Source organism: Lachnospira hominis (ex Hitch et al. 2025) (assembly GCF_040096395.1).
Classification (GTDB): Bacteria; Bacillota; Clostridia; order Lachnospirales; family Lachnospiraceae; genus Lachnospira; species Lachnospira hominis.
In genome coordinates, this window is the sequence record NZ_JBBMES010000004.1 from 45,895 (window position 1) to 67,129 (window position 21,235).

General features: G+C 35.6%; 23 protein-coding genes. 22 read left to right on the top strand and 1 reads right to left on the bottom strand.

Going from position 1 to position 21,235, the window contains the following annotated elements; all coding sequences use genetic code 11:
- Nucleotides 1–19: 19 nt before the first annotated feature.
- The 14 genes from mutL to WMO38_RS05285 all read left to right on the top strand — a co-directional run bounded on the left by mutL (nt 20) and on the right by WMO38_RS05285 (nt 14,167).
- The gene (gene mutL, locus WMO38_RS05220) at nt 20–1,975 is read left to right on the top strand and encodes a DNA mismatch repair endonuclease MutL (protein WP_349161808.1); all 1,956 of its coding nucleotides are present in this window, start codon (nt 20–22) and stop codon (nt 1,973–1,975) included.
- Nucleotides 1,972–2,916 carry a tRNA (adenosine(37)-N6)-dimethylallyltransferase MiaA gene (gene miaA / locus WMO38_RS05225; RefSeq protein ID WP_349161809.1) on the top strand — a complete coding sequence of 315 codons (945 nt, stop codon included), beginning with the start codon at nt 1,972–1,974 and terminating at the stop codon, nt 2,914–2,916. The genes mutL and miaA overlap by 4 nt, the downstream gene beginning before the upstream one ends.
- Nucleotides 2,916–4,211, top strand: coding sequence for a methionine gamma-lyase family protein (locus tag WMO38_RS05230; protein ID WP_021865464.1), 1,296 nt, complete (start codon nt 2,916–2,918; stop codon nt 4,209–4,211). The genes miaA and WMO38_RS05230 overlap by 1 nt, the downstream gene beginning before the upstream one ends.
- A 117-nt stretch (nt 4,212–4,328) precedes the next feature.
- A complete protein-coding gene (locus WMO38_RS05235) occupies nt 4,329–4,601 on the top strand; it encodes a DUF4321 domain-containing protein (RefSeq protein ID WP_186836925.1) in 273 nt (90 codons plus the stop codon).
- 29 nt (nt 4,602–4,630) lie between these two features.
- Complete coding sequence (radC, locus tag WMO38_RS05240) at nt 4,631–5,350, top strand: RadC family protein (RefSeq protein ID WP_349161810.1); 720 nt, start codon at nt 4,631–4,633, stop codon at nt 5,348–5,350.
- Between the two features lie 19 nt (nt 5,351–5,369).
- Nucleotides 5,370–6,389 (top strand): rod shape-determining protein, encoded by a 1,020-nt coding sequence (locus WMO38_RS05245; RefSeq protein ID WP_021865461.1) that lies wholly within the window; start codon nt 5,370–5,372, stop codon nt 6,387–6,389.
- A 45-nt stretch (nt 6,390–6,434) separates the two neighbouring features.
- On the top strand, nt 6,435–7,283 hold the full coding sequence (mreC, locus tag WMO38_RS05250; RefSeq protein ID WP_021865460.1) for a rod shape-determining protein MreC: 849 nt from the start codon (nt 6,435–6,437) through the stop codon (nt 7,281–7,283).
- Nucleotides 7,284–7,313: 30 nt separating this feature from the next.
- Nucleotides 7,314–7,844, top strand: a complete 531-nt coding sequence (gene mreD / locus WMO38_RS05255; protein ID WP_186836923.1) for a rod shape-determining protein MreD — start codon at nt 7,314–7,316, stop codon at nt 7,842–7,844.
- Entirely contained in the window at nt 7,828–10,581 is a 2,754-nt protein-coding gene (locus tag WMO38_RS05260; protein ID WP_349161895.1) for a penicillin-binding transpeptidase domain-containing protein, read from the top strand. The genes mreD and WMO38_RS05260 overlap by 17 nt, the downstream gene beginning before the upstream one ends.
- A gap of 15 nt (nt 10,582–10,596) precedes the next feature.
- The gene (minC, locus tag WMO38_RS05265; protein ID WP_186836922.1) at nt 10,597–11,325 is read left to right on the top strand and encodes a septum site-determining protein MinC; all 729 of its coding nucleotides are present in this window, start codon (nt 10,597–10,599) and stop codon (nt 11,323–11,325) included.
- A gap of 97 nt (nt 11,326–11,422) precedes the next feature.
- Nucleotides 11,423–12,229, top strand: coding sequence for a septum site-determining protein MinD (minD, locus tag WMO38_RS05270; RefSeq protein WP_021866686.1), 807 nt, complete (start codon nt 11,423–11,425; stop codon nt 12,227–12,229).
- Nucleotides 12,230–12,288: 59 nt separating this feature from the next.
- Entirely contained in the window at nt 12,289–12,564 is a 276-nt protein-coding gene (minE, locus tag WMO38_RS05275; protein WP_186836921.1) for a cell division topological specificity factor MinE, read from the top strand.
- 24 nt (nt 12,565–12,588) lie between these two features.
- Nucleotides 12,589–13,743: an FtsW/RodA/SpoVE family cell cycle protein gene (locus WMO38_RS05280; RefSeq protein ID WP_021866688.1), complete on the top strand. Its 1,155-nt coding sequence runs from the start codon at nt 12,589–12,591 to the stop codon at nt 13,741–13,743.
- Nucleotides 13,744–13,771: 28 nt separating this feature from the next.
- Entirely contained in the window at nt 13,772–14,167 is a 396-nt protein-coding gene (locus WMO38_RS05285; RefSeq protein WP_021866689.1) for a methylglyoxal synthase, read from the top strand.
- Nucleotides 14,168–14,232: 65 nt separating this feature from the next.
- Here the strand turns inward: WMO38_RS05285 and WMO38_RS05290 are convergent, their stop codons facing one another.
- Nucleotides 14,233–14,442: a DUF378 domain-containing protein gene (locus WMO38_RS05290; protein ID WP_021866690.1), complete on the bottom strand. Its 210-nt coding sequence runs from the start codon at nt 14,440–14,442 to the stop codon at nt 14,233–14,235.
- Nucleotides 14,443–14,544: 102 nt separating this feature from the next.
- Between WMO38_RS05290 and WMO38_RS05295 the strand changes: the two genes are divergently transcribed.
- From WMO38_RS05295 to WMO38_RS05330, 8 genes are all read left to right on the top strand, one after another.
- On the top strand, nt 14,545–15,981 hold the full coding sequence (locus WMO38_RS05295) for a biotin/lipoyl attachment domain-containing protein (protein WP_349161811.1): 1,437 nt from the start codon (nt 14,545–14,547) through the stop codon (nt 15,979–15,981).
- 24 nt (nt 15,982–16,005) lie between these two features.
- Nucleotides 16,006–16,707 carry a YggS family pyridoxal phosphate-dependent enzyme gene (locus WMO38_RS05300; protein ID WP_349161812.1) on the top strand — a complete coding sequence of 234 codons (702 nt, stop codon included), beginning with the start codon at nt 16,006–16,008 and terminating at the stop codon, nt 16,705–16,707.
- Between the two features lie 17 nt (nt 16,708–16,724).
- Nucleotides 16,725–17,261, top strand: coding sequence for a cell division protein SepF (locus WMO38_RS05305; RefSeq protein WP_349161813.1), 537 nt, complete (start codon nt 16,725–16,727; stop codon nt 17,259–17,261).
- 74 nt (nt 17,262–17,335) lie between these two features.
- Complete coding sequence (aroB, locus tag WMO38_RS05310) at nt 17,336–18,427, top strand: 3-dehydroquinate synthase (protein WP_349161814.1); 1,092 nt, start codon at nt 17,336–17,338, stop codon at nt 18,425–18,427.
- A 21-nt stretch (nt 18,428–18,448) separates the two neighbouring features.
- Nucleotides 18,449–18,976, top strand: coding sequence for a signal peptidase II (gene lspA / locus WMO38_RS05315; RefSeq protein ID WP_349161815.1), 528 nt, complete (start codon nt 18,449–18,451; stop codon nt 18,974–18,976).
- Nucleotides 18,969–19,901, top strand: coding sequence for an RluA family pseudouridine synthase (locus WMO38_RS05320; RefSeq protein WP_349161816.1), 933 nt, complete (start codon nt 18,969–18,971; stop codon nt 19,899–19,901). The genes lspA and WMO38_RS05320 overlap by 8 nt, the downstream gene beginning before the upstream one ends.
- An 18-nt stretch (nt 19,902–19,919) precedes the next feature.
- Nucleotides 19,920–20,465 (top strand): DUF8052 family protein, encoded by a 546-nt coding sequence (locus WMO38_RS05325; protein WP_021866697.1) that lies wholly within the window; start codon nt 19,920–19,922, stop codon nt 20,463–20,465.
- 104 nt (nt 20,466–20,569) lie between these two features.
- Nucleotides 20,570–21,202 carry a cytidylate kinase-like family protein gene (locus WMO38_RS05330; RefSeq protein WP_349161817.1) on the top strand — a complete coding sequence of 211 codons (633 nt, stop codon included), beginning with the start codon at nt 20,570–20,572 and terminating at the stop codon, nt 21,200–21,202.
- The last annotated feature ends 33 nt before the right edge of the window (nt 21,203–21,235 follow it).

The following is a 21,235-nucleotide window of genomic DNA, read 5'->3' on the forward strand; positions in this document are numbered from 1 at the left end:
TGCAGAAAGAGAGGGAAAAATGTCAATTCAGGTATTGGATCAGGAAACAATCAATAAAATTGCTGCCGGAGAAGTTATTGAAAGACCGTCATCAGTTGTAAAGGAACTTGTTGAAAATGCAATAGATGCCGGTGCAACCGCTGTTACAATAGAAATCAAAGACGGTGGAATATCTTTTATAAGAATAACAGATAACGGAAGCGGAATTTCAAAGGATGATATTCCTATGGCATTTTTACGCCACTCAACAAGCAAAATCAAATCAATTGAAGATTTAATGAATGTCTCATCTCTCGGATTCAGAGGTGAGGCACTTTCAAGTATAGCTGCTGTATCACAGGTCGAGCTTATCACCAAGACAGCAGATGATTTTACAGGCAGCAGATATGTTATTGAAGGGGGTAATGAAATATCACTTGAAGAAGTAGGTGCTCCTGACGGAACTACATTTATTGTGAGAAATCTGTTCTACAATACTCCTGTACGCCGTAAGTTTTTAAAGACTGCCGCAACAGAAGCGGGATATGTCAATGCACTTATAGAACATCTGAGCCTGTCACATCCGGACATATCGTTTCGTTTTATAAATAATAACCAGAATAAACTCCACACATCCGGAAATATGAATCTTAAAGATATAATTTATGGTGTGTACGGTCGTGATATTACATCAAACCTTATGGAAATATCCGGTAAGACACAGGATGTTGAAATAACAGGATTTATAGGAAAACCTGTTATCTGCCGTGGAAACCGTGGCTATGAAAATTATTATATCAATGGGCGGTATATTAAAAGTTCAATAATTACAAAAGCAATAGAGGAAGCATATAAAGGCTATATAATGCCACATAACTATCCTTTTACGGCAATCCATTTTAAAATTAATCCGTCGATAATGGATGTTAATGTACATCCGACGAAAATGGAACTTCGTTTTTCAAAAAATGAATTTGTATACAGATTTGTGCTTGAAACTGTAAAGGAATGTCTTGCAAACAGAGAGCTTGCAGCACGCGTAAAGCTGCCCGACCCGGTAAAGCAGCAGCAATCTACTAAATCGCCTGAAAATATAAAACAGACCGAAAAATCTTACGTACAGGAAAATACAGATTCAAAACCTTATCAGGCACCACGTATTGAGCCTCCAAGAGAGAGCTTTTATAATTCAACAGAATCTTCTGTTAAACAAAAAGCTGTAAATGAAAATCAAACCGCAGGTTTTATAAAAAACACAACAGATTATACAAAAATGCCGCCGACACGTCTTCCGGAACCATTTGAAATCAAGCGTTCTGATGAAATGATAAAAGAAGATAAAAAGATATATGAAGCGGAAAAAAAGCAGGAAGCCGAACAGCTTTCAATGTTTGATACTCCTCTTATGAGCGGGAAAGCAAAGGCTGACTACAGGATTATAGGCCAGCTTTTTGAGACGTACTGGCTTATTGAATATGAAGATAAGTTTTATATGATGGACCAGCATGCCGCACATGAGAAAATTCTTTACGAGCGTTTTATGAATCACTTAAAAGTAAAGGACATGGATACGCAGATGATAATGCCACCTGTCATTATTGAACTTAACATGCAGCAGGAAGATGCGTACAAACGCAATAAACAGGCATTTTCAAGGCTGGGCTTTGAGATTGAGGAATTTGGTGGAAATGCGTATAAAGTCAACGGGCTTCCGGCAGGACTTCCAAATATCAATCTTAAACAGATGCTTATAGATATGATAGATGGTCTGACAGATGATAACAGCACTGACCTTGATATAATAACAGAACGTGTTGCAACGATGTCATGTAAGGCTGCTGTGAAAGGAAACAATAAGCTTTCATTTGAAGAGGCAAAAGAACTTATAGAAGAACTTATGCAGGCTGAAAATCCATACAACTGTCCTCATGGCAGACCTACACTTATAGTTATGTCAAAATATGAAGTCGAAAGGAAGTTTAAACGTATTCTATGAAACCATTGATAATACTGACAGGACCGACAGCTGTCGGAAAAACAGAACTTTCAATAAGACTTGCAAAAGCTTTAAACGGCGAAATTATAAGTGCCGACTCCATGCAGGTCTACAAAAAAATGGATATAGGCACAGCAAAAATCAGACCGGAGGAGATGCAAGGTGTAAAACATTATCTTATTGACTGCCTTGAACCGGATGAAGATTTTAATGTTGTATTATTCCAGAAAATGGCAAAAGATGCAATGGAAAAAATATATGATGCAGGACATATTCCGATAATAGCAGGTGGTACCGGATTTTACATTCAGGCACTCTTATACGATATTAATTTTGATAATGTAAATGAAGAATCCGAATACAGGAAGTACCTTAAAGATATGGCTGATAAAGAGGGCAATGAAGTGCTTCATGGCATGCTTGCAAAAGTAGATGAAAAATCAGCGAAAGACATTCATCCCAATAATGTAAAAAGAGTTATAAGGGCTTTGGAATATTTCCACCAGACAGGCAAAAAAATTTCAGAGCATAACGAAGAGCAAAGTCAGAATGTTTCACCATATAATTTTGTCTATTTTGTATTAAACGATGACAGAAAGCTTCTATATGAACGAATCGACAGACGGGTTGATGAGATGTTTGAAGAAGGGCTTGAACAGGAAGTAAAGAGACTTATTGATTCGGGGCTTACAAGAGAAAATATTTCAATGCAGGGTATCGGATATAAGGAAATGTTTGATTATTTTGACGGCATGTATGATATTGATACAGCCAAAGAATTGATAAAACAGGATACAAGACATTTTGCAAAAAGACAACTGACATGGTTCCGCCGTGAAAAAGATGTCACATGGATTAATTATGAAAATTACAATCATTCAAAAGATGATATGCTTGAAGCAATGATTGAAATAATAAAAAACAAACAGGGAGAAATATAATGAACAGCGATATTAAGAAAATGTACTGTGAACAGCTCGGAATATCCGAAAAAGTATATGATTACAGTGAAAATATAATAGCAGGATTAAAGGAACGCTTTGAGAAAATTGATGAGACGGCAGAATATAACCAGATGAAAGTTATTAATGCAATGCAGAAAAACCATGTTGCTGAAATGCATTTAAATGGTACAAGCGGATATGGCTATAATGATGACGGAAGAGATACGCTTGAGCAGGTTTATGCAGATATATTCAAGGCTGAAGCCGCACTTGTAAGGCCACAGATTATCTGTGGCACACATGCACTGAACATTGCACTCTCATCAAATCTGCGTCCTGGTGATGAACTCTTATCACCTGTAGGAAAGCCATATGATACTATGGATGAAATAATAGGCATCAGACCTTCCAAAGGAAGTCTTGCAGAATATGGCGTTTCTTACAGACAGGTAGACCTGCTTGCTGACGGAAGCTTTGATTACGAAAATATTAAAAAGGCAATAAATGAAAAGACAAAACTTGTTACTATCCAGCGTTCAAAAGGATATGCAAGCCGTCCTACACTTTCAGTTGAAAGAATAGGCGAACTTATTTCATTCATAAAAGAAATAAAACCGGATGTTATTTGCATGGTAGATAACTGCTATGGTGAATTTGTTGAGCGTATCGAACCTACCGAAGTTGGTGCAGATATGATTGTCGGTTCTTTAATTAAAAATCCTGGTGGTGGACTTGCACCATGCGGCGGTTATATTGCAGGAACAAAAGAATGTGTTGAGCAGGCTGCATACAGACTTTCTTCACCGGGACTCGGAAAGGAAGTAGGTGCGACAATCGGTGGCGTAAACAAAGAGTTTTATCAGGGACTTTTCCTTGCTCCGACTGTAGTTGCAGGTGCATTAAAAGGTGCTATATTTGCAGCAAATGCTTATGAAAAGCTTGGATTTAAAGTTGTTCCTGACGGAAAAGAAGAACGTTACGATATAATTCAGGCAGTTGAACTGCGTTCAGCAAAAGGACTTATTGCATTCTGCAAAGGTATTCAGGCTGCTGCACCTGTTGACAGTTTTGTTACTCCTGAGCCATGGGCGATGCCTGGATATGATGACGATGTCATTATGGCAGCAGGTGCTTTTGTGCAGGGTTCATCAATTGAACTTAGTGCTGATGGACCTTTAAGAGAGCCATATGCAGCATATTTCCAGGGTGGACTCACATGGTATCATGCGAAACTTGGAATTATAATGAGCATGCAGAAAATGTATGAAGAAGGATTAATCACTGTCGAATAATGGTGATAATTTGACTTTAATATCATAAAAAAGTTTATATACATTATAAAAAAAGTATGATATAATAATTTAGCTTAATTTGTAAATTTATATGCTTTTTAGCGGAAATGGAGTGACATGAGTAGTATTTCTAAGTACAAAAACGGATGGCTTTTACTTTTATTTATTATGATTGGCATTGTTATCGGCGGACTTATATCCGAGGTGACAGCAGGAGTTTCAGGACTTTCATGGCTCTCATACGGCAATACGTTTGGCATCAACAGTAACGGTAATCCACTTGTTCTTGATCTGGGAATATTGGTTATTACATTTGCTTTGCAGATTAAGATTACAGTGGCAAGTATTATTGGCGTGATAGCTGCCATTGTGATTTACAGATTCATCTGATTATCCGCTTGTCCGGAAAGGATGACAAATTGTACGAATCAGGTTATTTTTTAAATTCCCATACCGGAGAGAATGAGCATAGGCCATATGAGAGATGTATGGCACTGGGTGCATCATCATTAAGTGATGCACAGCTTATTGCAGCGATTTTAAGAACCGGAACGAAAGGGATTGATGCCACAAAACTTGCAGAAGAAATCATAAAGACATGTGGCAGGTTTGATACTAATGATAATGATTCGCTAATCGGTCTTGCGAATCTGTCAATACCGGAACTTATGAAGATTAAGGGGGTTGGCAGGGTTAAGGCAGTGCAGATACAGTGCATATGTGAACTGGCAAGAAGAATTGCAAAAAAGACAGCAGCTGTAAAGCTTGATTTTTCTTCGCCTGAGACAATAGCAGGTTATTACATGCAGGATTTGAGAGGACTTGATAAAGAGCATCTTATTCTCGTTCTTCTTGATAACAAATGCTGCCGTATAAGAGACTGTATAATATCTGTTGGCACAGTCAATGCATCACTGGTTAATCCGAGAGAAATATTTATGGAAGCATTAAAATACGGTGCATCATCCATAATACTTCTGCATAATCACCCAAGCGGTGATGAAACTCCGAGCAGAAATGACATACTTGTCACAAAAAGAGTTGCCGAAGCAGGAGAAATTATGGGAATACATCTGTTAGACCATATAATAATCGGGGATAATAAGTATACTAGTCTTAAAGAAAAAGAATATATGTAAACGAAAGGAGTCCATAATCATGGCAAACATTTACGGAGTTGATATTGGCACAAGTAATTTTAAAATGTGCTGTAAAGATAAGGAGGATATCTTAAACGAAAAGAATATCATCGCAATTGCAAATAAGAAAGACCTTCTTGCATTTGGTGATGAAGCATATGAAATGTATGAGAAAGCACCTGAAAATATCGAGGTTTCATTTCCGGTTAAATTTGGTGTTATCGCAGACATTGAAAATATGCAGACACTTCTTTTAAGCTTTTTCAACAAGATTAATGGTGATAAGAAAGCACCGGGGAATACAGATTTCTATATTGCAGTTCCTACAGATGTGACAGAAGTAGAAAAAAGAGCTTTCTATGAACTAGTTGCTGATTCAAAAGTTAAAGCAAAAAATATATATATTGTTGACAAACCTGTAGCTGATGCCATTGGTGCCGGACTTGATGTAACAAAATCAAGAGGTATCATGATTGTAAATATCGGTGCTGAGACAACTGAGATTTCAGTTCTTTCACTCGGTGGTATTGTTATCAGCAAATCAGTTAAAATTGGCGGTAATAAGCTTGATGACAGCATTATAAGCAATGTCCGTAAAGTATATAATCTTGTAATCGGAAGCAAGACTGCAGAAGGTTTAAAGAAAGAACTCGGAAGTGCAGTCAAGGCAGAAGAGCATTTTGCACCGGGATTTGGCCGTAATGTCCTTTCAGGACTTCCTGTCAGCGTTGACATATCATCCGATGTAATTTATCAGGCTATCGTTGACCCGCTTCATTCAATTATGGATTCAATAAAAGTTATTCTTGAGCGTACTCCACCAGAACTTGCTGCTGATATTATCAAGAACGGCATATATGTATCAGGTGGTACATCAAATATCAATAACCTTGAAAAATTCATCAACCAGGAGACAAATCTTTCAGTTAATATCGTAGAAAATCCATCTGAAAGCGTTGTCAGAGGTCTTATGGGCGTAGTTACAAATCCTGATTTTGCAGGCGTTGCATATACTCCTCAGGATAAGACTTACGATTAATAATTATCATATAGTGTATTAGAACAGATGTAAGGAATTTGTAAAATGAAAAAAAAGTTTTCAGAAATTTTCACTTCTAAATTCATACTAATTCTGGTGACAGGACTTTGCGTGATATTTATCGCAATCAGTTTTTTTACCAACAAACTTGTCACACCTTTAAAAAATGTTGTCTCTGCTGTAGTAGTTCCTCTGCAAAAGGGAATGAATTATATGGGATTATGGGCAACTGACGGTTACGACAGACTTCAGGAAGTCAACAGGCTTTTAGATGAGAATGAAAAGCTTAATGAGCAGGTTGATAATCTTACAGAAGAAAATAACCGTTTAAAGCAGGATACTTATGAGCTTGACAGGCTGCGTGAATTGTATGAACTTGATGCAAAATATACAGAATATCCAAAAACAGGAGCCCGAATAATCGGAACATCATCCGACAACTGGTTTTCTACATTTACTATAGACAAAGGCAGTGATGATGGTCTTGAGACAGACATGAATGTAATTGCCGGCGGCGGTCTGGTAGGAATCATAACAGAAGTCGGTAAGAATTATTCTGTTGTAAAGAGCATTATAGAAGATGGAAGTTATGTCAGTGGACAGCTTATTGATACAGGGGATGTCTGCACAATCCGCGGAGATATTGAGCTTATGGATCAGGGACTTATCCATATACAATATTTTAAAAACGGAATAACAATCCGTAATGGCGATAAGATAGTTACATCTAACATAAGCGGCAAATATCTTCCTGGTATTCTTATAGGATATACAAAGGATGTGACAACAGATGCCAATAACCTTACGCAGTCAGGATATCTTGTTCCTGCCGTTGATTTTGGTCATCTTCAGGAAGTTCTTGTAATTACTAAGAAAAAAGAAAACGGAAATTAAACTTGTACCGGTAATCATATAAGGAGCATTATGAAAAGAAAAATAGGAGAATTAATTATAATTTTGCTTTTTTATCTTTTTCAGGTAACACTTGGAAGAGTAATCAGCATTGCTGGAATTATGCCAAATCTGCTTATAATTATACCTGTTATTTTTGGATATTTTAATGGCAAAAATGAAGGTATGTTTACAGGATTTTTTGCCGGTGCATTATATGATTTATCGGCTTCATCATTATTTGGTTTTTCTTCGCTTGTATTTATATACATAGGATACCTTGCAGGTATATTTTACAGAAGATATGAAGGCACAGAAATTATATTCCCGCTTATTATAGTTTCAGCAGGAGATTTAATATATGAATTTTTATCATATATAGGTAATTTCCTTCTTCATAACAGGCTGAATATTGTATTTTTCCTGACAAGATTTATAATACCAGAGATGATTTATACAATGCTTGCTTTTGTAATATTGTATAAGCCGCTTGTATGGCTTAATTCACATCTTAATGTCAGAGATAAAAGGAGAGTAAATAAATTTGATGAGAGAAATATTTGACTATTGTTTAAGTTTACTAAAGTCAAGACTTGTTCCGTTAGTGCTTGTATTTGTAGTACTTGCATCGGTACTTGTAAGCAGATTATTTTCACTTCAGATTATAAATGGCGAATCATATGCAACTAATCTTACTGAATCTATAAAGAAAACTACAAGTGTATCTGCGACAAGAGGCCGTATTTTTGATAAAAATGGTGTGCTTCTTGCGTATAATGAACTTGCATTTGCAGTTAAAATCAGTGACAGCGGCACATACAAAGATAATGACATTAAAAATGCAACAATCAATAATGCAATTAATAAGACACTTAATATAATCGAAGAAAAAGGTGATAAGTATTCTAATGATTTCCAGATTACATATGAAAATGGTTCTTACCAGTACACTGTGAGCGGTAACTCTCTTTTAAGATTTCAAAGGGATACCTATGGTACGCAGACAATTGCTCAGTTATCTGATGAACAAAAGAATTCATCTGCTTCACAGATGATTGATTCACTCTGCTCACGTTATGGAATTAACCAGCAGGAATACACGCCTCAACATGTGCTTGAGATTATCAATTTAAGGCTTTTAATGTCTGCAAATTCATATAACAGATATATCAGTTTTACAATTGCTAATGAAGTTTCCGACCAGACAGTTGCAGCTATTCTTGAAAATTCAGATGAGCTTGCAGGTGTTACAGTTGAACAGCAGTATATCCGTAAATACGTTGACAGTGTATACTGTTCACAGATTCTCGGATATACGGGTACTGTGTCTACAACCGAACTTGCAACATTAAAAGAGCAGAACTCATCATATGAAAACAATGATGTTGTAGGTAAAGCCGGCATTGAACAGTCAATGGAACAGGAACTTTCAGGTGAAAAAGGTTCAAAAACCGTATATGTAGATACCGTAGGACGAATAACTGAAGTGTTAGATGAAACTGACCCGAAGGCTGGCAATGACGTATATCTTACAATTGATATAGAACTTCAGAAAAAGATATACAATGCAATTGAAGATGAACTTGTATCTATAATTTCATCAAACCTTACAAGCGGTACTACAAAGTATACGTATAATGCTTCAACCGGTGATATTAACAATATTTATATTACTATACCTGAGGTGTATTTTGCTCTTATTGATAACAATCTAGTATCAACAAGTAAGATTGCACAGGGAAATACTGAAAATGAACGTGATGTGTATGCAGCATTCCAGTCTAAAAAAGAACAGATATTTGACTTGTTAAGAAGTGAACTTACATCATCACCTACAGCATATGGACAGCTTTCAGAAGAAGAACAGGCATATATCTGGTATATTTACAAAGATTTATTAAAAGCAAATGGCATATTTAATTCCAATAATGTTGATACGAATGATTCTGTATATAAAGACTGGACTAATGGCAATTCAACAAGTCTTGAACAGCTTTTAAGATATTCTATCACAAAAAACTGGATTAATATGTCAGATTTTACATCGGAACAGTATACAAGCCTTGATGAAGCATATAATGAACTTGTCAATTATATATTTGATGTTTTAGAGACTGATGCAGATTTCCATAAAAAATTATACAAGTATATGATTGAGAACGGCAATATATCCGGACGACAGGTATGTATGATGTTATTTGAGCAGGGATTTCTTCAAGGTGATGATGATTATCAGGCATTAAGTTCGGGAAGAATATCTGCATACGATTTTATGAGCAGCTGTATATCATCAAAGAGAATAACACCTGCACAGCTTGCATTACAGCCATGTTCAGGTTCATGCGTAATAACTGACCCTAACAATGGTAATGTTCTTGCACTTGTATCATATCCAAGTTATGACAATAACAGAATGTCTGGAACAATAGATGCAGACTATTACAAGCAGCTTAACAATGACAAATCCAACCCGCTTTATAACTGGGCAACGCAGGCTCAGAATGCTCCGGGTTCAACATATAAAGTATGTACTTCAATCATGGCTCTTGATATGGGAATTATCAATCCTTCAACTTCATTTTACTGTAGTGGTACATTTGATAAAATTACACCTAGTCCAAGATGCTGGGTACGAAGCGGTCATGGAACAGAGACAGTTACAACAGCCATCAGGGACTCATGTAACTTATTCTTCTATAATGTAGGTTACAACCTTGCCTTAAGCAATGGATTATTTGATAACACATATGCAACTTCTGTAATGCAGAAATATGCAGAAGAGCTTGGTCTTGCAACAATGTCTGGTATTGAGATTGCCGAGAAAGCACCTAGTGCATCTAATATTGATGCGGTATATTCAGCAATCGGACAGGGTAATCATGCTTACAGTACACTTAATCTTGCAAGATATGTAACAACAGTTGCTAATTCAGGAACATGCTACAACCTTACACTTATTGATAAGATTACAGATAACAATGGTAATCTTATACGAGATAACAGTGCTGATGTTGCCAATGTCATGAATATAAGCCAGTCAATATGGGATACGGTTCATTACGGAATGAATCTCGTTGTAAATACGTATTCTGCATTGTCAAAAGTAAATCTTAATTTTGCAGCTAAGTCCGGTACAGCCCAGGAAAATAAAAAAGAACCTGACCATGCCATGATGATAAGTTATGCACCATATGACAATCCACAGATTGCAATGGCAGTATCAATACCTCATGGTTATTCTGGTTCGCAGGCATCTGAGCTTACTGCCAAAGTCCTTAATCTTTATTTTGGACTTGAATAATATAGTAACGAGGTGATGAGGGTGAGTAATACTGTTATTATTAAAGGTAACAAACATGGTATAACTGTTGTATTAAACGGCGATGACAGCTTCGCCGATTTAAAAAACAGTGTGAGAGAAAAATTCCGACAGTCAGCGGCTTTCTTTGGAAAAGCTGATATGGCACTTGCGTTTGAAGGCAGGTTTTTGTCAGAAGACCAGCAGATACAGCTTATGGAAATTATCCAGGAAGAAACAGAAATGAATATTTTATGTATTGTAGACCTTGATAAAGACCGTGATGCTTTATTTGAAGCGGCAGTAAAAACACAGACAGAACTGCAGGAAGAAATGCCGGGCACTACAACTGCACACAACAATAATGCCGGCGGTACGTCAGAAGGCCTGTTTTATAAGGGAACACTCCGTTCCGGACAGGTTCTTGAATCTGAGACAAGTGTAATTGTTCTTGGCGATGTAAATCCTGGCGGACGCATAATCTCTGCCGGTAATGTAATTGTGCTTGGAAGCTTACGCGGTAATGTTTTTGCCGGTGCAAACGGAGACGAACATGCATTTGTTGTTGCACTTGAAATGAATCCTATGCAGATAAAGATTGCAGATGTCATAGCAAGAAGTTCAGACAGTGCTCCAAAGAAAAAGAGCAAAAATAAAGGTGTGATGCCTAAAATATCGTTTGTTGAAGACGGAAATATTTATATAGAAGAACTTACATCCGATATTCTTGAAGATATACGAATTTAAAGAAAAGAATTTGAAAGAATTTTAAAAAAATATTGATTTAATTGAAAAAATTACGCATAATGTAATTTAATAGTATTAATTAACCGGGAGGCATATAATGAGTGAAGTAATTGTAGTAACGTCTGGAAAAGGCGGAGTTGGCAAGACTACTACAACAGCCAATATTGGCACAGGACTTGCAAAACTTGGAAAGAAAGTAGTAATGATTGATACAGATACAGGTCTTAGAAACCTTGATGTTGTTCTTGGACTTGAAAACAGAATTGTATACAATCTCGTTGACGTTGTTGAAGGAAACTGCCGTATAAAGCAGGCATTAATCACAGATAAACGATGCCCTAAGCTTTATCTTCTTCCTACAGCACAGACAAGAGATAAATCAGCCGTAACTCCTGAGCAGATGATAAAGTTACTCGATGAACTCAAATCTGACCCTGAAGGTTTTGATTACATAATTCTTGACTGCCCAGCTGGTATTGAACAGGGCTTCCAGAATGCAATCGCAGGTGCAGACAGAGCTTTGGTTATCACAACACCTGAAGTTTCAGCTATAAGGGATGCAGACAGAATTGTGGGACTTCTCGATGCACACGGACTTAAAGATCATGAAGACTTAATTGTCAACAGAATCCGCATGGACATGGTCAACCGTGGCGAAATGATGTCAATTGAAGATGTTAATGATATTTTACAGCTTAATGTAATTGGTGCAGTTCCTGATGACGAAAATATAGTAGTTGCTACTAATAAGGGCCAGCCTCTTGTTGGTGATGATTCACTTGCCGGACAGGCATATATGAATATCTGCCATAGAATAATCGGAGAAGAAGTACCTTTCCTTGATCTTAATGGCAAGGGTGGTTTCTTTAAAAAACTTTCAGCTTTATTTAAAGGCGGCAAATAATATTTAATTTTGCTGCTATAGATGCACATTATACGTGTGCCAAAGATTGGAGAATATGTATGAGCTTATTAGACTTATTTAAGAAAAAAGGCTCTGGTGATGTTGCAAAAGACAGACTTAAACTTTTATTAGTTTCGGACCGTGCGAACTGTTCGCCAGAAGTCATGGAAATGATTAAAAATGATATTATAAAAGTAATATCAAAATATATGGTTATAGATGCAGACGGACTTGATATTCAGATTACATCAACAGAATCTGATACAAACAATGGCTCTGTGCCTGCATTATTTGCAAATATTCCTATTAAAGATATGCGTAACAGCGATAAATAATAATAGGATTAACGAGGATTTTTTATGTTAAAAAAATATCAGTTGCGTTCATATAATATAAGACTTGTTATAGCACTGCTTATTACATCCGGATTTGGTATAATTGTTATCAACAGTGCCAATTCAGCATATACGATAAGACAGTGCATAGGTCTTGCAATATCACTTTTTTTGATGGCTGCAGTATCCTTTATAGATTACAACTGGATTTTAAAGTATTATTGGCTTATTTACATTGTCAATCTTGCTGCATTGCTTGCTGTTAAACTGTTTGGTCATGAAAGCCATGGTGCTAAAAGATGGATAAAAGTTCCTCTTATCGGACAGTTCCAGCCGTCAGAGTTTACAAAACTGCTTCTAATTCTCTTTACAGTAAAGCTTTTATGCATGTATAAAGATAAGATTAACGATTGGAGATTTCTTACAATACTTGCAATTTTACTTGCAATACCGCTCGCTTTTATTTTGAAACAACCGAATCTTTCGACAACATTATTGACATTTCTTATATTATTTACAGTAATTTTCTGTGCAGGATTAAGTTATAAAATAATCGGAATTGCACTTCTCATAATTGTGCCTGTTGTAAGCGGATTTATGATTTATATAAGCAATCCCGATAACAAAGTATTTTTTATACAGGATTATCAAAGAACAAGAATTATGGCCTTCCTTAACTCAGATGCCAATGAATATGATGATTCCAATTATCAGCAGGAATATGCAGAACGTGCAATCGGTTCAGGACAGTTAAGTGGAAAAGGGCTTAATAATGATGATCCTTCCTCATTAAAAAATGCTCATTATATAGCAGAAGCCCAGAATGATTTTATTTTTGCTGTAATTGGTGAAGAATTAGGATTTGTCGGTGGATGTATAACGATTCTACTATTGTCATGGATTGTTATAGAGTGTATAATTGTAGCAGTAAAGGCAAAAGACTTTGCCGGGCGGCTGATATGCTGTGGTGTCTCGGCATATATAGGTTTCCAGACATTCATTAATATAGGTGTTGTAACAAGACTCCTGCCAAATACAGGTCTTCCGCTTCCATTTTTCAGTTATGGACTGACATCACTGTTTTCATTGTTTATATCAATGGGAGTAGTTCTTAATGTAAGTCTGCAAAGAAAAGTTGAAAGAGATGATGATATTTTTGCGGATGATTTTAAAGGATAGAATATAAAATGAGAAAGGGTATTGTAATATGAACATTGGTTTGATTGCACACGATTCAAAGAAAAAGTTAATGCAGAATTTCTGCATAGCTTACAGAGGAATTTTAAATAAGAATCAGCTTTTCGCTACAGGAACAACAGGACAGCTTATTGAAGAGGTTACTAATCTTTCAGTGCATAAATTTCTTGCCGGAAGACTTGGGGGAGATGTCCAGTTATGTTCACTAATTGAGAGCAATCAGATGGATCTGGTCGTTTTTCTTCGGGATGCTGTAAATCCAAAATCATATGAACCAAACTCAGAGAGAATTTCTATTTTATGTGATATGTATAATATTCCACTTGCAACTAATCTTGCAACAGCAGAACTTCTTATAAAGTCACTTGAACGTGGTGATATGGAATGGAGAGAAATATATCAGTAGGAAAGCATATGCCGGCTAAGCTTTAATTAAGCTGATGCCGGCATAATTTACCTGTGCAGTACAGTTTAATCGCTTAAATCCCTGATTCTGCCGTATACACTTATCTGGTACAGTCCACACAGACCAACAATTGCATATATTACACGCGATATCCATGTTGCCTGTCCAAATAAAAAAGCGACAAGATTAAAGTTAAAAAAGCCGATAAGCCCCCAGTTTATCGCTCCGATTATAATAATTGTTAAAGTAGTATAATCAATACATTTTGAATTCATATTCAACCTCCTTGATTTATCAGCTGCTTTTATTATTATGTCATTTAGTATTATAAGTATGTTTGAAAAATAATGGAATTTTAATCAGAAATGAGGATTATTATGGGAAATAATCACACCAAAGTCAATCGTAAAAAAGATAATAGAAAAAAAAGCAGCCGTAAAGTCATAAAATATAAAAGAAGACCGAAAGCAGCCGCATTTATATTTGCCATAATATTAATATATGTTGTAGGCTTTATTTCGCTTTACCTTACAAAATCAAAAGTCAGAACATATGAGGTTGATATGGGTGCTTTGACATCTGATGCAACATTTACCGGAATCGCACTTCGCACAGAAGAAATTGTTAATTCCGGATATTCAGGAGATATTAATTATTATAAAAAAGAAAGCAGCCGTGTTAAAGTTGATGATACAATATGTACTGTAGATGAAACAGGCCGTGTATCACAGATTCTTTCACAGTATACAAAAAGCGATGAAAATTCGTTATCAAAACAGAATCTGGCATCAATCAAATCAATGCTTAATAACTTCCGCACTAACTATGACGGAAGCAATTTTTATGATATATATAACCTGAAAACAGACCTGAATTCCGCGGTGCTTCAGGCAATGAATGAAAATATAATCGCTAATCTTGACAGCATAATTTCAAGTACCGGAAGCCAGAATCTTTTCCAGACAATAAAGAGTGAAAAATCCGGTGTAGTCGCATACTATACAGATGGATACGAAAATGTTACAACAGATAATCTTTCTGCTGATTTATTTAATAAAAATAATTACAAAAAAGAAAATCTCAAATCAGAAGATATCGTAGTTGCCGGAAGCCCGGCATATAAACTCGTAACTGACGAAAACTGGTATATATGCATTATGCTTGACCAAAAAGATATATCAGCATATGAACTTGATAAAAAGTCAAGTGTATCAATTAAGATAAAAAAAGATAACATTATAACATCAGGTTCATTTACGATTTCAAATAAGGACGGCAATTATTACGGAATAATTGGTCTCAATAAATATATGATACGATATGCCAATGAACGTTTTCTTGATATAGAGCTTACTTCGACAAGCAACACAGGCCTTAAAATACCTGTTTCAGCAATTACTGAAGAAGAGTTTTATACAATTCCAAAAGCTTATCTTACAACCGGTGGAAACAGTAATACATATGGTTTTATATATGAAGAATATTCAACAAATGGTGATAAAACAACACGTTTTGTTACCGCTGATATTTATAAATCAAATGATAATGTATGCTATGTCAGCAAAGAAGATTTTACAGCCGGAAGTAATATTGTTAAGCCTGATTCAACAGAACGATATGTTATCGGTGCCGTTGAAAAACTTAAAGGCGTATATTGCATTAATACCGGTTATACAACATTTAAACTTGTTGATATAATAGATGAAAACAATGAGTATGTAATTTCAAAAAAAAGCATTTCGCACGGAGTGTCAATCTATGACAGAATAGTGCTTGATGCAGAAAAATACTCACTTAATCAGCTTATTTATTAAAAATATTTATAAAAGAGGTATGACATGGAAACTAATATTGCATTAAATATTGAAAATGTTAAACAAAATATTGAACAGGCATGTCTGCGTTCGGGACGCAATCCCAAAGATGTAACTTTGATTGCCGTAAGCAAAACGAAACCAAATGAAATGCTTATGGATGCCTATAATGCAGGTATGCGTACATTCGGAGAAAATTATGTTCAGGAGCTTGTCTCTAAGATTGATACTCTCCCTGATGATATAGAATGGCATATGATAGGTCATTTACAGACTAACAAAGTTAAATATATTGTTGGAAAAGTAGCTATGATTCATTCAGTTGACTCGGTAAAACTTGCCCGTGAAATAAGCAAAGAAGCTGTAAAAAGAAATGTAACAGCTGATATTCTTATTGAAGTCAATGTTGCACTTGAGGAAAACAAATTCGGAATTACACTTGAAAACGGGATTGAAACAGTAACAGAAATTGCAAAACTTCCGGGACTTAATATACGAGGACTTATGACAAGTGCTCCATATGTTTCCAATCCTGAAGATAATCGTAAATATTTTCGCGATTTGAAACAATTATGTGTTGACATAAACAGCAAAAACATTGATAATATTCATATGGATGTCCTTTCGATGGGAATGACTAATGACTATATCACAGCGGTTGAGGAGGGTGCTACAATGGTCAGAGTAGGTACAGCGATATTTGGGGCTCGTAATTATAACAAATAAATCAGGAGATAGATGTGATGGGAATTTTAGATGGTGTTATTAACGTATTCAAACTTCATGGTGATGATGACTATGATGACGAATATGATGATTACGATGAATACGATGAAGAAGACGAGGAAGACAAAGGTTCGACAAGAAAGAAACTTTTTGGTGGAAGCAAAAAGTATGATGATGATGCAGATGATGACGATACATCAGTAAAATCTACTGACAAGCCTAAGTTCGGAGGCAAAAAAGTCGTTCCGATTAAACCGGCAGGTTCAAGAGGACTTGAAGTTGTTGTAATAAGACCTGAATCAATGGAAGATGCAAGTGATATAACAGATACTCTTTTAAGTGGCAAGGCAGTAGTTCTTAATCTTGAAGGAATTCATGTTGAGGTTGCACAAAGAGTTATTGATTACTCAGCTGGTTCATGTTATGCAATGAGGGGCAATCTTCAGAAAATAACAAGTTACATATTCCTTGTAACACCTCCTAATGTTGATATTTCAGGTGACATACCTGAACTTGTCGCAGGAGGAATAGACTTATCATCTTTTAAAAACTAAGAAAAACTGCCACCTGTTGCAATTACAGCTTCAGGTGGTATTTTACCATATGCAATAAAAAATTGGAGTGCTATATGTCAAAATTAATTACAGTAAATTACAATCAGAAACCTTGTTATAACATTGTTATTGAAAATGATTTTTCAAAACTTGCCGAAAATGTAACAAAACTTGAAATATCAGGAAGAAAACTTGCAGTTATAACCGACAGCAATGTTGGTCCGCTATATGCAGATAAAGTTGCACAATGTCTTAAAGAAACAGGCAACAACATATTTGTCTATACATTTGAAGCCGGAGAAAAGAACAAAAATCTTAATACAGTCCAGGATGTGTATGAATTTCTCATAAAAAATAAATTTGACAGAAAAGATATGCTTGTAGCCCTCGGCGGCGGTGTTGTCGGCGATCTTACAGGATTTGCTGCTGCAACATATCTTCGCGGCATTGATTTTATACAGGTTCCGACATCACTTCTTGCACAGGTAGATTCTAGCATTGGCGGAAAAACAGGTGTAGATTTCCGTGCATACAAAAACATGGTAGGTGCATTCCATCAGCCACGCCTTGTATATATGAACACATCCACACTTTCATCATTAAATACACGACTTTTTAATTCCGGTTTTGGTGAAATATTAAAACATGGTCTTATAAAAGATGCTTCATATTTCCAGTGGCTCAAAGATAATATTGAAAAAATTGCCGCTCTGGACAGTGGATATCTTGAAGAAATGATTTACAGAAGCTGTGAAATAAAGCGTAAAGTTGTAGAAAACGACCCTACTGAAAAAGGTGAACGTGCACAGCTTAATTTCGGACATACACTTGGACATGCCATTGAAAAACAGATGAACTTTGAACTTTATCACGGAGAATGTGTTGTTCTTGGCATGATAGCAGCACTTAATATATGTGTTGAAAGAGGCACAATCACAAAAGAAGAATATGATGATATTTATAATACTTTCAAAGCATATAATTTTCCTATGACAGTTGATAAAACTACAATAGATGAGGTAATTGCCGCTTCAAAAAATGATAAAAAAATGGATGGCAACAAAGTAAAATTCATTCTTTTAAAAAAAGTCGGGGAAGCATACATTGATATGACTGTTGACGATGATACTATGCGTCGTTCTTTGAAAAATGTAGTTATAGAATAATCAATGAGGTGATATTTTTATATGAAAGAAAAAAACAGCAGCTTAAAATCCATATTAATATTTGTTATATCAGTTGCAATCCTTACATTTTTTGACCAGCTTAGCAAGATAATAATGGTTGATGCATTAAAGACTACAAAAACAATACCGCTAATCAAAAATGTATTGGAATTTTATTATATCGAAAATACAGGAACAGCCTGGGGAATGTTTGGCGGTGGAAGAATATTTTTCCTTGTGCTTACTGTTATCATTATGGCAGTTTTGGTTTATATCACATATAAACTGCCAACAACAAAAAAATATATGTTAATGCGTATTACAATAATACTTCTGGGTTCCGGTGCTGTTGGCAATTTTATAGACAGGCTTTTTCTTGGTTATGTAAGAGATTTTATATATTTCAGACTTATCAATTTTCCTGTCTTTAATGTCGCTGACTGCTATGTTACAATCGGACTTGCATTATTTATAATTATGATATTATTTATATACAAAGATGAGGACTTTAATTTTTTAAAGCCTGACAGAAAGGGCAGCAATGAGTGATTCACCTGAAACATTAATATTAAACGTTGATGAAGCGGCAGACGGAGTAAGGATTGATAAGTTTTTATCAGATACACTGACAGAATATTCACGTTCATTTATACAGAAAATAATAAAGGATGAGCTGGTACTTGCCAATGACAAACATGTGAAAAGTAATTATAAAGTAGCAGCCGGTGATGTTTTAAATATCACTGTACCTGAATGTAAAACACCTGAGATTGAACCGGAAAATATTCCTCTTGATATAATATATGAAGATGATGATATAATAGTTGTCAATAAACCAAAGGGAATGGTTGTTCACCCTGCAGCAGGTCATTACAGCGGAACACTGGTAAATGCATTAATGTATCACTGCAAAGATAATCTTTCCGGAATAAATGGTGTATCAAGACCAGGAATTGTGCATAGAATTGATATGAATACAACAGGAGTGCTTGTTACATGTAAAAATGATTTTGCACACAGCCGCATAGCTGCACAGCTTGCAGTCCATGATATAACAAGGAAGTATAATGCAATTGTATGGAATCCGTTTTCTGTGGAATCAGGTACAGTTGATGCACCGCTTGCAAGAAGCCGCAAAGATAGAAAGAAAGTAGCAATTGACCAGAGCGGCAGACGTGCAGTCACACATTACCGCGTCCTTAAAAATTTCAAACAGTTTGCACATGTTGAATGCCAGCTTGAAACAGGACGCACACATCAGATACGTGTACACATGTCAAGTATTGGACATCCGCTTCTTGGAGATGATGTATATGGAAGCGGTAAATCGCCATATAATATTACGGGGCAGGCATTACATGCAAGAGTCCTCGGATTTGTTCATCCAAGAACAGGTAAATATATGGAATTTGAAGCACCTTTACCGGATTATTTTCAAAAGATTCTTAATGATCTTGAAAGCAACGGCAGGTAGTAATAGGAGAGCATATAGATGAGAAGAAAAGAATTTATTGATATTATTTTAAACAGTATATCAGATAAATTTGATATTTATCATAACTATTATTTTAATGGCAGAAAATTTGTTATTTATGCATATTGCTACAATCACAACAATCGTTTTGAGACATCAGGCGATGAATCAAAACTTTGGGATACCCGCTGTTTTGAGCATCTGTTTTTTATAAACAGTGACAATCTTGACATGCACACATTAAATAATTTAAAAGATTTTGCCATAAACAGCATTGAGCCTCATTTCGTCAGAGGTGATGGAAAATATCCTGTTAAGCATCATCTGTATTCCCATATTTCGTTTATCATAATTACACGCAATAAACCATCTTATGAAGTTGAGGAGGCAATAAAAAATATTACATGGAATAAATCATATATGTTTTCAGCCAAAGGATATTGCAATTTGAAAATGGTATGCGTAACACCACGCGAATACAGTGTAATTGCCAATGAAAATGCAAAAGATATAAAAGATTTCCTGATGGATATACTGCTTCATATTGATCATTATGAAGATTGAAAAGATTGAAAATATGTGAAAATTATATAAATTTGTAGATTTTTTATAAAAAATAATATATAATGTAAGCATAAAAATTCGTGCAGTTAAGGAGGACAATTGTTATGGATGAAAGAACAGTTATTACAATCGGCAGAGAATTCGGAAGCGGTGGTCATGAGATTGGACAGAAGCTCGCAGAAAGACTTGGTATCAAATGTTATGACAAAGAATTACTTGAGCTTGCAGCAAAGGAAAGTGGTCTTTGTCAGGAACTTTTTGCATCACAGGATGAAAAGCCAACAAACAGCTTTTTATATTCATTAGTTATGGATACATATTCTTTAGGTTATTCTAATTCATATGTTGATATGCCTATTAATCACAAGGTTTTCCTTGCTCAGTTCGATGCAATCAAGAAACTTGCACAGAAAGAATCATGTGTCATCGTTGGACGTTGTGCCGATTATGCACTTGAAGATGATCCATTTGCGGTAAGTGTATGGATTAAAGCAAGTCTTGACAAGAGAGTTGATAGAATCAAAAAAATGTATGATCTCTCAGAATCTAAGGCTACTGATTTAATCCAGAAAACTGATAAGAGAAGAGCTAGTTATTATAATTATTATTCAAGCAAGAAGTGGGGCGAAGCAAAGAGCTATGACCTGTGTCTTGACAGCGGTGAACTTGGAATTGATGGTTCTATTGAACTCATCCTCAAGTATATCGAATTAAAAGAAAAGAACTTAGCAAAGTAAATTTTAGATTAATTAACGCGGCAGACAGTGTCC

Coding starts and splice junctions, on each gene's coding strand:
- WMO38_RS05300 (WP_349161812.1), top strand. CDS start 16,006: ATGGAAACTAATATTGCATTAAATATTGAAAATGTTAAACAAAATATT.
- WMO38_RS05260 (WP_349161895.1), top strand. CDS start 7,828: ATGAGAGAAATATTTGACTATTGTTTAAGTTTACTAAAGTCAAGACTT.
- WMO38_RS05330 (WP_349161817.1), top strand. CDS start 20,570: ATGGATGAAAGAACAGTTATTACAATCGGCAGAGAATTCGGAAGCGGT.
- lspA (WP_349161815.1), top strand. CDS start 18,449: ATGAAAGAAAAAAACAGCAGCTTAAAATCCATATTAATATTTGTTATA.
- mutL (WP_349161808.1), top strand. CDS start 20: ATGTCAATTCAGGTATTGGATCAGGAAACAATCAATAAAATTGCTGCC.
- WMO38_RS05305 (WP_349161813.1), top strand. CDS start 16,725: ATGGGAATTTTAGATGGTGTTATTAACGTATTCAAACTTCATGGTGAT.
- WMO38_RS05320 (WP_349161816.1), top strand. CDS start 18,969: ATGAGTGATTCACCTGAAACATTAATATTAAACGTTGATGAAGCGGCA.
- WMO38_RS05285 (WP_021866689.1), top strand. CDS start 13,772: ATGAACATTGGTTTGATTGCACACGATTCAAAGAAAAAGTTAATGCAG.
- WMO38_RS05280 (WP_021866688.1), top strand. CDS start 12,589: ATGTTAAAAAAATATCAGTTGCGTTCATATAATATAAGACTTGTTATA.
- minD (WP_021866686.1), top strand. CDS start 11,423: ATGAGTGAAGTAATTGTAGTAACGTCTGGAAAAGGCGGAGTTGGCAAG.
- minC (WP_186836922.1), top strand. CDS start 10,597: ATGAGGGTGAGTAATACTGTTATTATTAAAGGTAACAAACATGGTATA.
- WMO38_RS05230 (WP_021865464.1), top strand. CDS start 2,916: ATGAACAGCGATATTAAGAAAATGTACTGTGAACAGCTCGGAATATCC.
- WMO38_RS05245 (WP_021865461.1), top strand. CDS start 5,370: ATGGCAAACATTTACGGAGTTGATATTGGCACAAGTAATTTTAAAATG.
- mreD (WP_186836923.1), top strand. CDS start 7,314: ATGAAAAGAAAAATAGGAGAATTAATTATAATTTTGCTTTTTTATCTT.
- minE (WP_186836921.1), top strand. CDS start 12,289: ATGAGCTTATTAGACTTATTTAAGAAAAAAGGCTCTGGTGATGTTGCA.
- WMO38_RS05295 (WP_349161811.1), top strand. CDS start 14,545: ATGGGAAATAATCACACCAAAGTCAATCGTAAAAAAGATAATAGAAAA.
- miaA (WP_349161809.1), top strand. CDS start 1,972: ATGAAACCATTGATAATACTGACAGGACCGACAGCTGTCGGAAAAACA.
- aroB (WP_349161814.1), top strand. CDS start 17,336: ATGTCAAAATTAATTACAGTAAATTACAATCAGAAACCTTGTTATAAC.
- mreC (WP_021865460.1), top strand. CDS start 6,435: ATGAAAAAAAAGTTTTCAGAAATTTTCACTTCTAAATTCATACTAATT.
- WMO38_RS05290 (WP_021866690.1), bottom strand. CDS start 14,442: ATGAATTCAAAATGTATTGATTATACTACTTTAACAATTATTATAATC.
- WMO38_RS05235 (WP_186836925.1), top strand. CDS start 4,329: ATGAGTAGTATTTCTAAGTACAAAAACGGATGGCTTTTACTTTTATTT.
- WMO38_RS05325 (WP_021866697.1), top strand. CDS start 19,920: ATGAGAAGAAAAGAATTTATTGATATTATTTTAAACAGTATATCAGAT.